This window comes from uncultured Bacteroides sp., from assembly GCF_910586915.1.
GTDB lineage: Bacteria > Bacteroidota > Bacteroidia > Bacteroidales > Bacteroidaceae > Bacteroides.
In genome coordinates this window covers 1-13,065 of record NZ_CAJULN010000008.1, presented here as the reverse complement: position 1 = coordinate 13,065, position 13,065 = coordinate 1, and the positions used below count along the sequence as shown (strand labels likewise).

Annotated in this window: 11 protein-coding genes; 7 read left to right on the top strand and 4 right to left on the bottom strand. The window is 42.5% G+C overall.

What is annotated here, in order from left to right; genetic code table 11:
* Positions 1-15 precede the first annotated feature (15 nt).
* Both QZ331_RS04905 and QZ331_RS04900 read right to left on the bottom strand, forming a co-directional pair.
* Entirely contained in the window at positions 16-1,293 is a 1,278-nt protein-coding gene (locus QZ331_RS04905) for a DUF3575 domain-containing protein (protein ID WP_294628552.1), read from the bottom strand.
* Between the two features lie 79 nt (positions 1,294-1,372).
* Positions 1,373-3,181, bottom strand: coding sequence for an AMP-dependent synthetase/ligase (locus tag QZ331_RS04900; protein ID WP_294628550.1), 1,809 nt, complete (start codon positions 3,179-3,181; stop codon positions 1,373-1,375).
* Between the two features lie 101 nt (positions 3,182-3,282).
* Here QZ331_RS04900 and QZ331_RS04895 point away from each other — a divergent pair, with 101 nt between their 5' ends.
* Together QZ331_RS04895 and QZ331_RS04890 are read left to right on the top strand one after the other, a co-directional pair.
* Complete coding sequence (locus QZ331_RS04895; RefSeq protein ID WP_294628548.1) at positions 3,283-4,350, top strand: M20 family metallo-hydrolase; 1,068 nt, start codon at positions 3,283-3,285, stop codon at positions 4,348-4,350.
* 315 nt (positions 4,351-4,665) lie between these two features.
* Positions 4,666-5,469 carry a hypothetical protein gene (locus QZ331_RS04890; protein ID WP_294628546.1) on the top strand — a complete coding sequence of 268 codons (804 nt, stop codon included), beginning with the start codon at positions 4,666-4,668 and terminating at the stop codon, positions 5,467-5,469.
* Between the two features lie 272 nt (positions 5,470-5,741).
* Here QZ331_RS04890 and QZ331_RS04885 read toward each other — a convergent pair whose 3' ends face one another.
* The gene (locus QZ331_RS04885) at positions 5,742-6,446 is read right to left on the bottom strand and encodes a hypothetical protein (protein ID WP_294628544.1); all 705 of its coding nucleotides are present in this window, start codon (positions 6,444-6,446) and stop codon (positions 5,742-5,744) included.
* A gap of 497 nt (positions 6,447-6,943) precedes the next feature.
* On the opposite strand from QZ331_RS04885, the gene QZ331_RS04880 reads away from it, so the two are divergent.
* From QZ331_RS04880 to QZ331_RS04870, 3 genes are all read left to right on the top strand, one after another.
* On the top strand, positions 6,944-7,585 hold the full coding sequence (locus QZ331_RS04880; protein WP_294628542.1) for a hypothetical protein: 642 nt from the start codon (positions 6,944-6,946) through the stop codon (positions 7,583-7,585).
* Between the two features lie 582 nt (positions 7,586-8,167).
* Positions 8,168-8,470, top strand: coding sequence for a hypothetical protein (locus QZ331_RS04875; RefSeq protein WP_294628541.1), 303 nt, complete (start codon positions 8,168-8,170; stop codon positions 8,468-8,470).
* 5 nt (positions 8,471-8,475) lie between these two features.
* A complete protein-coding gene (locus tag QZ331_RS04870; RefSeq protein WP_294628539.1) occupies positions 8,476-8,826 on the top strand; it encodes a hypothetical protein in 351 nt (116 codons plus the stop codon).
* 420 nt (positions 8,827-9,246) lie between these two features.
* On the opposite strand, the gene QZ331_RS04865 is transcribed toward QZ331_RS04870, so the two are convergent.
* Entirely contained in the window at positions 9,247-9,465 is a 219-nt protein-coding gene (locus QZ331_RS04865; RefSeq protein ID WP_294628705.1) for a hypothetical protein, read from the bottom strand.
* Between QZ331_RS04865 and QZ331_RS04860 the strand changes: the two genes are divergently transcribed.
* Positions 9,383-10,564, top strand: coding sequence for an O-antigen ligase family protein (locus tag QZ331_RS04860; protein WP_365975903.1), 1,182 nt, complete (start codon positions 9,383-9,385; stop codon positions 10,562-10,564). The genes QZ331_RS04865 and QZ331_RS04860 overlap by 83 nt on opposite strands.
* Before the next feature lie 296 nt (positions 10,565-10,860).
* The gene (locus QZ331_RS04855) at positions 10,861-12,681 is read left to right on the top strand and encodes a hypothetical protein (RefSeq protein WP_294628537.1); all 1,821 of its coding nucleotides are present in this window, start codon (positions 10,861-10,863) and stop codon (positions 12,679-12,681) included.
* Positions 12,682-13,065 lie beyond the last annotated feature (384 nt).

Sequence of the window (13,065 nt, the reverse complement as noted above, 5' to 3'; positions counted from 1 at the left end):
AACCTCCTCCGATTTCTATTGCCAAACGATGTTGCCCAAACGCCATACAAGCGCACACTTCAGTTTCAACGGGCCGATATAACTTGTGTTGCGCGAACGCAGGTAGATGTGATGGTCTTCGTAAGGAACATACTCCTTATAACGGGTAGACAGCCATCCGCCTCCTATACCGGCTTCGAACGAAAAGGTCTGCGAGAACGGCCACATATAGCCGAGCGTCACGCCTGCCATGACGCCTTCGCCCCGATAGCCCCGCTTGCCGTTCTCCCAATCGTACAAGCCTGCGCCGCCAAAAGCGCCGACATACAACCCGCGTTGCAGGCTCTTGCCGCGAAACCACAGGCGCACTTCGGGACTGACCACAGCCACCTGATAACATTTATGGCGCAGACGCTTTTTCCACCAGGCCATCTCTCCTTCCAGATTGACCGACCAATAACGCCCCACGCGCCATTCCATTTCGAGCGAAGGCATCAGGATGGCAGCATACAGTATATTGGTTTTCAAGGCAAAACAGCGTGGACGAATTCTTTCGTCGACAATTACCGAGAATGGCTCGGTAGGCGTCTCTCCCCAAGCCGTCAGCGTATCGGCAGGCAGGGGCGGCTGTGACGGAAAGGTGTCGGCCGGCAAGGCGGCAGTGTCCGACGGGATTTCTTTTCCCGCGTGCGGGAGTTCCTCCTCCGGAAATTGCCCGACGCCCACAGTCTTGTCTTTCACATACAGAAGCAATACGGCATTGTGCAGTTGGGGGAAGATGTGCTGCTGCAACCAGCGATAGGTATCGCCGCCCTCAAGATCCATCAGGCTCTTCTTGCGGCTTCCCACAATGTTGTGGTGCGAGTCGAACACCCACACGGGCGTATGGTCGAGTATGCGGAGTGCCTCCTTGCGGTAGGGCACACGGTCGTCGGCAGCAATCGTGCGGCGCAACTCTTCCCACGCTATTCCTCCGGGAACGGTGTCTATCAGCGCATAGCTCACCCCTGTTTCCGCCACAATATGGGAAGCGATAGCCCTGCTACGGCTCGAACTGAGCTGCAGATTGGCAGTACTCACCCCGTCAGGCGAGGTATAAGAACAAATAAGCAGGCGGTCTATATTGCCTAAAGCAACCTGGCGGCGCACTTCTTTCAAGAAACGCTGCATGGTGCGGGCATTATCCGCCGTTTCCGGTTCAAAGCGGCTACGTCCGAACCGGAAGTATATCTTTGCCGAATCGGCAGCATTCTGAGCTACCGCCACCGCTACGGCACACATATGAAACAAGAGATATATAATTACTTTGTTCATCAATACTCACCTAATTTAACACAATTCCGAACCATACGGAGATGCATCACATCGGGTAAACATCTACTTTCCCGCTTATTCAGTTTTCCTGATACATCCGTTCAATGAGTTCGCTGTAATTCTTTGCCACGACCGAACGTTTCAGTTTCAACGTATTGGTCAGCTCGCCCCGTTCCATGCTGAACGGCTCGGGCAGCAAAGTGAAACGTTTTATCTGCTCGTAATGCGCAAACTGCTGCTGCAAGGTATCTATCCGCGCACGGAACAGCCCCACTATTTTGGGATGCTGCAACAGTTCGGCCATGTCTTTATATTCGAGGCCTTTCTCCTTCGCATACTCCTTCACAAATTCGTACACCGGAACAATCAGGGCGGAAACAAACTTACGCTGGTCGGCGATGATGGCTATCTGGTCGATGTAGCGGTCGATGACGAGTTTCGTCTCCAAAGCCTGCGGAGCGATGTACTTGCCGTTGGAGGTCTTGAAGAGGTCTTTGATGCGTTCGGTGAGGAAAAGCTGCCCGTGCTTGAAGTAGCCGGCGTCGCCGGTGTGGAACCATCCGTCGGGGTCGATAGCGGCAGCCGTTGCTTCTGCCTTCTTGTAATATCCCTTCGTAATTGTCTTTCCACGGAGCAGGACTTCATTGTTCTCACCAATCTTCACCTCAATGCCCGGCAGCACGACGCCTACCGAACCGATTTCGTAACCGATGGGCAACGCGCACGACACGGTGGCGGTGGATTCCGTCAGTCCATATCCCACTATCATATTGATGCCTACCGAATGGACAAACTCGGTGATTTCATCGGGCACGGCAGCACCGGCAGTCGGAAAGAAGTTGCCGTTCTCGATACCGATTGTCTTTTTCAGCAGCGCGTAGATGGTCTTTTCGTAGAATTTATATTTGAGCTGGTTCATCACCGGCGGGGTCTTTCCTTTGCGCAGGTAATCGAGGTTATGGATTTTACCCACGCGGATGGCATCCAGCATCAGTGCTTTCTTCAATCCGGTGGTTTCGTTTATCTTCTCCTGCACGCCTGCATACACCTTTTCCCAAAAGCGGGGCACGCTGCACATGATTGTCGGACGAATCTCTTTTATCGTGGTCTGAATATCCGCCGGACGGAGATTGATGCACACCTGCACGCCTTTATGGATGCAGAAATAACACCATGCTTTCTCGAACACGTGCGTCAAGGGCAGGAAGTTCATGGATACGTCTTTGTCGGACATCGTCGTGAGCCGCTCGTCGTGCGTGCGGAACTGCTCAAGGTAGCAGGAATGATGCAACATGACTCCTTTCGGCTCGCCCGTCGTGCCCGAGGTATAGAGGATGTTTGCCAAATCATCATCCGAAGCGCGTGCCGTACGTTCTTCCACCACATCGTTGTGCGGCAGTGCGGCTCCCATCGCCATGAATTCATCAAAATAGACGGACGATACGTCGCGCGGGTCTTTCACCACCGAACGGTCGAAGATAATGAGTTGTTGCAGGGAGGGGCAAAAGCCGAAGATGCTGAAAGCGGCATCATACTGGTATTGCTCGCCCACAAAGAGATAACGTATCTGTGCATCGTTGATGATGTATTGCGCCTGTGCCGGCGAACTGGTGGCATAGAAAGGAATGGTAACCGCCCGGTTGGCAAATGCGCCGAAGTCGACATAGAACCATTCGGGTTTGTTCTGCGAAAAGATTCCCACATTCTCCTGTTCTTCTATTCCCAACGCTACCAATGCATTGGCAGCCTGTCTCACAGTGGCAGAAAAGTGATTCCAGGTGATTGGAATCCACTGTGCTGTCTCGTAATCGCGATATTTCAACGCTACCCTTTCGCCGTACTTTTCGGCCTGACGATGGACCAAGACAGATAAATGATGATAAGTCATATGCACTATATTTGTAAATATGGTGCAAAGGTATTGGTTTTATTTGAAATTGTTGCGCAGAACGAGTATCTTTGTGCAAATAAAGATAAAAATACCGCGTTATGAAATATGACATTCCGTATATGGCCACAGAAGCCATAAGCCTGCTTAAATCATTGATTAGCATCCCCTCCATCAGCCGCGAAGAGACCCAAGCGGCCGATTTCCTGCAAAACTATATTGAAATGGAGGGTATGCAGACCGGGCGCAAAGGAAACAATGTGTGGTGCCTCAGCCCGATGTTCGACCTGAAAAAGCCGACTATCCTGCTCAACTCCCACATCGATACGGTAAAACCCGTCAACGGCTGGCGGAAAGACCCGTTCACTCCACGCGAAGAGAACGGCAAACTGTATGGTCTGGGCAGCAACGATGCCGGAGCGAGTGTCGTCGCTCTGCTGCAGGTGTTCCTGCAACTGTGCCGCACTTCGCAGAAATACAACTTGATTTACCTTGCCTCGTGCGAAGAGGAGGTTTCGGGAAAAGAGGGTATCGAGAGCGTGTTGCCGGGACTGCCACCCGTCTCGTTCGCCATCGTCGGCGAACCCACGGAGATGCAGCCTGCCATTGCCGAAAAAGGGCTGATGGTGCTGGACGTGACCGCAACCGGAAAAGCCGAACACGCCGCACGCAACGAGGGCGACAACGCTATATATAAGGTATTGGACGACATCGCCTGGTTTCGCGACTATCGTTTCGAGAAAGAATCTCCCCTGTTGGGGGCTGTCAAGATGAGTGTCACCGTCATCAATGCAGGCACTCAGCACAATGTGATTCCCGACAAGTGTTCGTTCGTTGTCGACATCCGCAGCAACGAGCTGTATTCCAACGAAGAGCTCTTTGCCGAAATCAAAAAACATATCTCCTGCAATGCCCAGGCGCGTTCGTTCCGCCTCAACTCTTCACGGATTGACGAGAAGCATCCGTTTGTGCAAAGGGCAGTTAAATTGGGCTGTACTCCCTTCGGCTCTCCTACCCTGTCAGACCAAGCCTTGATGGCTTTCCCGTCCGTGAAAATCGGTCCGGGACGTTCGTCGCGCTCGCACACGGCCGAGGAATACATCATGCTGAAAGAGATAGAAGAGGCTATCGGGGTTTACCTGGAGTTGTTGGACGGATTGCAGATTTAGATAATAAAACCTTCAAACGAATGGCGGTGTCATCACTCACCGCCATTTTTTTTGCAGTACAAAACCGCTTTATACCGAACTCCGTCGCACTGCCAAAAGGTTTCGGCCCGCAACCTGACCGGACTGTCTTTTCTTTCCATTATAGTAGAACAAAATAAATCTGCCTGCCGAATCATCTATCCACAGACAACCGACAAAAAATATTGGATAATCCGATACTTTTTCGTTTTATAAAAGCGAAAATTAAAGAAAAATGTCAATATGAATATTCTTTTCGCTATCTTTGTGATTCAAGAACATAAAATAAAATGAGTGATGAAATATCCGACTTATTCTTTTAAACAATTACTGTCAGGTGGTTTACTCTGCTGTTTGATTCTGGTGGCGGCTTATATATTCCAGGCTTTTTTTCCCAGTATATATATTAATGCATTCTCGTCTTCCATGCATTCGTTAATGTGGCTGATTCTTTTTGTGGGAGCATTATTGTGGACATTTCGTGAAAAGAGAGAACGCATTGGAATTTCTGAAGTGATAGACTGGCAGTTCATTGCCGCTTTCATTTTGATTACAGCAGATCAAATTTATATGATTATGCCGAAAGAGATTCATATGGAAATCGACCCTGTATTGTCGGAATATACCATCCCTTTGTTGGCCGTTATTGGTATAATGGTAGCAGCTACAATTAAAATCTCTATTACATTGTATCAGAAATTGACAGACGAACGTCGACAGTCAATTCTTCAAACTCAAAAAATACAGCAATTGCTCGATTCTCCCCCGACAAATCAGAAGGATATTATTCTCCTCCGTAAACTTATTGAAAATCGGTCCATTGCCCAATTCTCTGCCAAAGATTATCTTTTGCTGGTAGAGGAATGCCAGATGATTGATCCCGAATTCTTTGTTTGGCTGAAGAAACAAGGTTGTCAACTTCCACCGAGGGATATTGTACTATGCATACTTATTCGGATGCATAAAACGAAGGAAGAAATATTAACCATCTTTTGTATTACTGACGGAACTTATCGCACAATGAAGTCTCGTGCCCGAAAGCGTTTGGGGATTGGCGATGAAGAACTGGAGTCTTTCCTGCAAACAGCGCTAAAACAATAACTTTTGTAAAGTACCTGCCAATCGTATAAATGCGTCAACAACAGTCAGACTCCCACCCATAATGATATAATAGAACCACACTCTTTTATTAGAGTATGGTTCTTGTGGAAATATACTGATAGCTCCTGCTACAAGTGCCATACGCGCAAGAAGTTCGAAAAAAATAATGAGGAAATCTTGAAATGTGTAATTTAGGTTGTCAATAAAGCAATCTATATAACACATTGCAATGCTGGTAAGCCACATTACATTATTTAGAACTATATATATAATTATCTTTTTATACATTCTTCGTATGCTCTATCAGACGCTCTTTTGCATCTTTCATAGTTAGCTAATGCTTGCGTGTAACAATAATTAGTGGAGGATTCTGTTCTACATTTTATAATGGCATTATCATAATCCGCTTTTGCCTGTGCATACGCAGCTTGTCTTTTTGTTTCACAGTCATTAGTATCTCCGCCTTCAGTACGTGTTTTTATGAGTGTTTTACCTATAGATTCATAGCTCTCAGCATACTGTCTGAATAGAGATATACGTTCATCCTCGCTTAGTCTGAAGAATCCGGTATGCAGAAGCAAATTTTCCTTAGCTTCATTCATCTGTTGAAGTTGTTTTTCTAAATTCGCTTTTTTGATAAACTCTTCCATGTAATCATCGTCGTTTAAATTTTCCATGAGGTTGTTATATTCTTCTTCACTCAGTGTTGAAGTGTAAACTTGAAACTTTTCTGATAAGAGTTTACTACTCCTTTCAAACTCCCAAAATTCATCAGAAATAGTAATAGAGTCAATAAGTAAATTCGTATTATTTACTATGCCTGATGAAAGTGCTGATTTTTGGGGTATTCTGTTTCCTTCCATTTGTAGTTCATCAGAATAGTATTCGTTCGTGTTACAGCTATGAATAATAAGAATAGTCGCTAATCCGTAGACAAGCGTCATTGCATAATACAAAAAATGTTTTTCTTTTCTCATGATTATAAGTGTTTTATTTAATACTAAGAGCAAAGTAACGAAAATATATGTATTCTTAGGGCAATATTTACACAAAAAAAAGGAAAATATTTCTTATCAAGTAATTGTATACATATCTGCTTTGTTACAATATGAATAAAAGAAAATCCTTAAATGCAGTTGGAACGTTTCAGGGTTAATATGATTCCTTTATAAGTGTAACATTAAGTAGTATGGAGATGTTTCTGTCCTACAGAAAACAGTTTTCATTCTGTGAGAGAATCGGAATTTATTTTGCACTGTTACAATACAAGAGAAATACAAAAAAAATATTGCATTAGAACCCTCTATAGCCTTTTGTAAGGTATGAAAGAGTGTAACGCACTATTGTATTCCCTCAAAATAGTTCACATTTTTGCAAAAAGATAATAAGCTATCAATTATTAAAAAGCAAATACTGACAAGCCATATTTGTATTTGAGATAGTTTTAGTATTAACAGTTAAAAAATGAAGAATTATGAATTTTAAGAAAGTAATTTTATGTTTGAGTGTATTTACCTTTATTATTGGTATGAATGTTGTTATTTCCAGTTGTAGCTCTGACGAAGATGGCTCTACTAAAAATACACTTATTGATTCTGTTGCTGAGTCTGATGAGTTTCTTGATTTTGTGGAGATAAGTGAAGCCTTGTCTGACAAGACATTATCTTATACCTCTACTTTATCTCAAGAAGAGTTTGACGAGCTTATGTATAATCTGAATAATGATGATTATATGGAAGAATTTATGGCTAAAGCTAATATTAAGAATGAAATATCAGCAATGACAAAAGCAAAGGAAAAACTTCTATATAATGCGGATTTTTCAAATTTGAATGAAACAGAGCGGGGGAATCTTTTTTTAGAAACTGCGAAGCGAAACTCTTCAATTATGCTGAAAACCCGTTCGGAAATAACCTCTAATGAATGTGAGCAACGAAGAGCTCAAGACTACTCATGGGCCAGAGCTCAAGCAGATATCGCTCTGATAGGTTGTACGTGCTTATTGGAGGTACCAGCTGCAGCCTGCGTATGCTATGCGCTTGCTTTGGCCAATTATGCAAACGATATAAGACTTGCAGATAGAGCTTATGAGGATTGTATGAGAAGTATTCACTAATATCAGATACAGACTAAACATATGAAACGTTATTATATTGCGTTATGTCTTCTATGTTTGTTGGACATAGTAATCATTGGAATAGATATTTTCTATCGAATAGATACTCTGTATTCCTCCTTAGGCAACATATCAGTATGGGCAATATTCCTGGTTATATTGGCAAAAATAAATAGAAATAAAGAAAAGAAAAGTATCTGGATTTATTTGTCGATGGCTTGTATTGCTTTGGTGATATTGATGATTATTTATAGAATGATAAATAATTTAACGTAAGGAAAATCTCCGAAGTCAGATTTGTTTCTCTTCTGTAAGTATTTAACTAATAGATGAATTTGACTTTGGAGTATTGCAAATATCAAAGTTGTACAATTTATTAGAGTGTAGTAAAATGAAAAGAACATCTCATTATCTGTTTGCTGCAATGGCGAGAAGTCGTGCTACGGGAGAGGTTCAGCCAATTGAAATGCCAATGAGTGCTACTGAATGTAATAGAAAATATAATGAATGCAGGAGATGCCATGAATACTGTTTAGCACAAGGGGTATGGGATTGTCCTCGTTCTAACTAAAATATAAGAATATGATAGGATTTGAAGTAATAATTAATAATCGGGAACCTGTGATTATTACATCCAATGATGTAGCATATGTAATAATGAACTGCAATTATTCTTTTGGCGATAATATTCATATAGGCGGAATAGATACATTGAGTAACCTTGTTTGGGTTGATGAGAACTTGAAAATAGGTGATAAGGTTGTAATAAAAGTAGTTGAGACATCAAAAGTATCTCCTGTTATGAAAAAAAATTGTGATAAAGATGAATTGAAAATGAAATATGAACAACTTAAAGTTGAGCTTCAGGAAAATGGGCTCATATAGATTGTATGAAAGGACTTGTTGTAAAATTTAAAAATAAAATATGCAAGGCTGGTATTCCTCAATGTGGGGTAGGTCTTGTTGCTAATGTTACTTGGCATAGTGGTGTATTTTGGAGTCTTAGCGGTTTGAGAATGCCTGAAGAAATACACTTGGTATGGAATGGAGGAATGTTGGAAATTGGGGATGTGATAGAGGTGGAAGTTGCTGAATTTGAAGAAGTATCAATGCCTGTTGCAAAAGAAGAACACACTTGCTTGATTGAAAAGAAATCAGAGGCTGTAGATGAATCGAAGGATTTGGAACATAAATTGAATCTTTATTATCGACTGAAAAAAATATTGGAGGATGAGAATTAGTAAGTGAAGATGAAGATTATCTCTATCGCAAAGATGGTTAGATAAAAAAACGAGAGATATAAAGTCTGTAAATCAACATACTATGCTAACTAAAATAGTATTGGAGAGTGAAATTAAGTTTATATGAAAATATCTTTTTTGATATGATTCTTCAATTGTAATGACAAGAATATTCTACAGTCTATTCATCGTTTTGTGTTTAGGCAGCGTATTTGTTTGCTCGCGACAATTCACAGACTCATATATAATACCCAAATGGTACTTTGTGCTGTTTATGGCATTGATAATATCAGTGTATAAAGCTACTAAAGCATTGTTTAACAATCAGATAAAGACTACCATTCTAACACAAGGTATTATCATTGTTATTTCATGCTTTACGCAGGCAATATTCGGAATAATACAGTTCTCCGGCTTCTTTCAGGTGTCCACAGTTTTTAAGGTTACAGGAAGTTTTGATAATCCAGCAGGTTTTGCCGCCTGTCTCTGTGCAGGCTTTCCCTTTGTGGGCTTCTTATTGTCGGATAAGAATAAATATATCAGGTATGGAGGATGGATGGCAGGATTCGTAATTGCAATAGCTGTGATACTGTCCCAATCAAGAGCGGGTATTATGAGCATTGCCTTTATCTGTTTCATTCTTTTGAACAGGAAGGTATTTCATAAAAGACGGATGAAGTATCTTTCTTTAGTATGTCTCGCTTTGTTGCTATCAGGATGTTACTGGATGAAAAAAGACTCTGCCGATGGCAGGTTACTTATTTGGCGATGCAGCGCAGATATGATAAAAGATGCGCCGTGGTTCGGTCACGGGGTGGGTAGTTTTGAAGCTCATTATATGGACTATCAGGCAAATTATTTCCGACAACACGAGGAGAGCCGTTATTCTATGTTAGCAGATAATGTGAAACATCCTTTTAATGAATATGTGGGAGTTCTCCTGAATTTCGGGTTTACGGGTTTGTTCACGATGCTTGCAATGATAACTTTGATAATGTACTGTTATAAAAAACAGCCCTGCGTGGAGAAACGAACAGCCCTTTATTCGCTTATATCAATAAGCGTATTCTCGTTTTTCTCTTATCCGTTCACTTATCCTTTTACGTGGATTGTTATGCTCTTATGCATTGCCATTCTTACAAGGGAATATGTTGTTATGATTCTTGCTCGTCCAATGATAAAGAATGTCGTATGTGTTTTCGTTCTTCTTTGTTCACTTGGAGGAGTTTACAAATTGGTAGAACGCGTAATGGCGGAAAAGGAATGGGGAAAGATGTCCGGACTTGCGCTTTGCGGAGCATCTGGCAAGACGCTTCAGGACTATAAAGAGTTAGAGAAGAAATTTGAAGATAATCCTTATTTCCTTTATAACTATGCAGCCATACTTTTGGAAAATGAGCAATATGAAGAGAGCTTGAAAGTAGCATTGCAATGCCGTAAGTATTGGGCGGACTATGATTTAGAGCTTATAATCGGTGAAAACTATCAGGAATTGGATGAACATGGGCTGGCGGAAAAGTATTATGATAATGCATCTATGATGTGCCCCTCCCGTTTTCTGCCTCTTTATAAATTGTTCCATTTATATAAGGAGGAGGATGACCGGAAACGTATGCTTGTTGTCGCCAGGACAATCATAGATAAACCGATGAAAATTAAGACCTCAGCTATCAGGATGATGAAAAGGGAAATGGAAAAAGAGCAAACGAGGTTGTTGGCAGAAGAGAATTTTGAATGACTGAAGAATACTCATATTATAAAATAAAATTGAATATGACAAAGAAGAGCCTTGTTATTACTTTTTTCCTGTTTCTATTGTCAGGTTGTGCAAGCGAAGTTGACAAGCGTGTTGATACCGTCTTATCAATCTCCGGGTCGAACAGGAGTGAGTTGGAAACGGTTTTGAATCATTACAAGCACGAACCTCAGAAATTGAAAGCCGCAAAGTTTTTAATTGCGAATATGCGGCACCACCATTCGTATTATTCCAGAAGAAACTCCCGGCAACATCCTTTGCTGGACTCGCTAACGAGGATGGCGGATTCACTTCTTTTCCGCTCGGTTTCTTTAGCTGCTGATAGTTTATATACCGAGAAAGCGCGGGAAATGATAAATGAGGCACGGAACAAGTTTCGGAAAGAACAAGGTGAAAGAATAAAGGGGCAACCTGTCCGGATTCTCTGGAAAGATGGCTATGACCTTCATTGGGTGAAAGCTGGGCAACTGATAAGCCATATTGACCATGTATTTGAATTGAAAAAACAAACAAATGGTTTGCAACGGCTTTCTACTGAAGATTTCTACGAATATGTGCTCCCTTATCGAAGTGTGCCCGATTTTTCATTGATTGATTTCTCGGATGTCCATGCTGCGTTTATGAATAAATACCTGTCGGCTGTCAATAAAGACTCCCTGCGGGAAGTGGTTCGGAGATATAACTATGTGATAGGGCGAACACGCGAATTCTTTCCACCTTATCCTTATAAAGAAGAAGTCGGTTACCAAGAATTATTCTTTCATGGCTTTCATGATTGCATCCCGGTTGCAAACTATGGCGTGTCTGTATTGAGGGCGTGTGGCATACCCGCCGCCGTAGAATTCAATTCATCTTATAAGAAATTTCAGGGAAGACATTATTACGCTGTGGCATTGGATAAAAACAAGGATTGGCTGATGTTTAATCCGGAGTCTTCGTTGCCCACCACCGATGGCAGTTTTCTGAAACCCGAAGAAATGCTGAATGTGTATCGTTTCATGTTTTCAGAACAAAAAGATACGCCTTTCTTTATGAAGAACAGCGGTGAATATATCCCGGACATTTTTGATTCTCCATTTCTGAAGGATGTAACTTCACATTTGCTGAATACCATTCCTCTAATTCTTCCTTATCAGGAAACCGGCAATAATAATCTGGCTTATCTTGCCGTTTTTAATAGCGGGATGTCCTCAGGTATCATTCCCGTAACTTGGGGGAAAATAAACCGTACGAAACAGAATGTCACTTTCTCGTCCGTCATTCCGGACAGATATTATTTCCCTGTTTACTATTCACCATTCGGCAAGTCATTCTCCTTCGGAGAACCTTTCTATCTGGACAAAGATGGGAAGATAATAAAGTCTCATATAGAAGGTAACGCCGACGAGGTGACATTGCTTCGTAAGTTCCCGATGAAACAAGGGCTGGTGGACAAGGCAGTAAAATTGATCGGAACAGTCATTCAGGCAAGCAACGAACCCGGTTTTCAATCCTGCGATACAGTTGGGATAATCGCAGACACACTGCAACCTTATTTTCAGGATATAAAGCTCAACATGAAAAACGGCCCTTATCAATATTACCAGGTAAAGACAACGAATGAATATCCTCACGCCACTCTGTCGGAACTGGAATTCATTACTGATATCCGACATGGATACAAGAATGTCATTGCGGCCTCTCCTTTACCGATACTGTCATCTGAGGATACTTTATCGGAAGATAAAACCGAAGTCCGACTAATGGATGAACCTTTGGAACGGATTCAATGGAAGGCTGAATACGACGGTAATCCGCAAACATCTCCGGAGCCTTACCCAACTATACGTTTTATGTTGAAGAAACCTCAATTTGTTACAAAGATACGGATGATGCCATTGAATGCCGACAATGGTATTATAGCAGGCAATCAATATGAATTGTTTTGTTGGGATAAGGGCGAATGGAAGAAAATCCTGAGCGAACGGGCTAAATATAATTATATTACGGCCAGTGTTCCGTCCGGTTCACTTTTATGGCTCAGAGATTTGACAAGAGGAAAAGAAGAACTGCCATTTTATGTGGACAGTGACGAGCGGCAGAAGTTTATCTATCCTTAATGAACGTGATATAAAATCGCACATATTCTGATTCCGCCGCACTGCCAAAAGGTTTCGGCCCGCAGCCTGACCGGACTGTCTTTTCTTCCTACTGTTTTTGCGGAACACTATAGTGGTACGAACGGAACACTACAGTTTCCCTTGCGTTCCACTATAGTGGAACGCAAAGACCACCATAGTGGAACGAAATAAATCTGCCTGCCGAATCATCTCCCCACAGGCAACCGGCAGAAAAGAATTACCAATGGAAATTACTCCCGTAAGCCTTTCAGCCTATCACCCACTTGCTGCCGGGGATGTACGAAAGCAGCTTCGCCGTCAGGTAGCAACTGACGAACGTAGCCACCGCAATGCAAGGTATGGCGGCAACGGTGGGCAGCATCC

What these genes read in the sequence shown, in the direction of transcription:
- QZ331_RS04905 (WP_294628552.1), bottom strand. Translation starts at nt 1,293, where the DNA reads ATGAACAAAGTAATTATATATCTCTTGTTTCATATGTGTGCCGTAGCG.
- QZ331_RS04900 (WP_294628550.1), bottom strand. Translation starts at nt 3,181, where the DNA reads ATGACTTATCATCATTTATCTGTCTTGGTCCATCGTCAGGCCGAAAAG.
- QZ331_RS04895 (WP_294628548.1), top strand. Translation starts at nt 3,283, where the DNA reads ATGAAATATGACATTCCGTATATGGCCACAGAAGCCATAAGCCTGCTT.
- QZ331_RS04890 (WP_294628546.1), top strand. Translation starts at nt 4,666, where the DNA reads ATGAAATATCCGACTTATTCTTTTAAACAATTACTGTCAGGTGGTTTA.
- QZ331_RS04885 (WP_294628544.1), bottom strand. Translation starts at nt 6,446, where the DNA reads ATGAGAAAAGAAAAACATTTTTTGTATTATGCAATGACGCTTGTCTAC.
- QZ331_RS04880 (WP_294628542.1), top strand. Translation starts at nt 6,944, where the DNA reads ATGAATTTTAAGAAAGTAATTTTATGTTTGAGTGTATTTACCTTTATT.
- QZ331_RS04875 (WP_294628541.1), top strand. Translation starts at nt 8,168, where the DNA reads ATGATAGGATTTGAAGTAATAATTAATAATCGGGAACCTGTGATTATT.
- QZ331_RS04870 (WP_294628539.1), top strand. Translation starts at nt 8,476, where the DNA reads ATGAAAGGACTTGTTGTAAAATTTAAAAATAAAATATGCAAGGCTGGT.
- QZ331_RS04860 (WP_365975903.1), top strand. Translation starts at nt 9,383, where the DNA reads ATGGCAGGATTCGTAATTGCAATAGCTGTGATACTGTCCCAATCAAGA.
- QZ331_RS04865 (WP_294628705.1), bottom strand. Translation starts at nt 9,465, where the DNA reads ATGAAACAGATAAAGGCAATGCTCATAATACCCGCTCTTGATTGGGAC.
- QZ331_RS04855 (WP_294628537.1), top strand. Translation starts at nt 10,861, where the DNA reads ATGGCGGATTCACTTCTTTTCCGCTCGGTTTCTTTAGCTGCTGATAGT.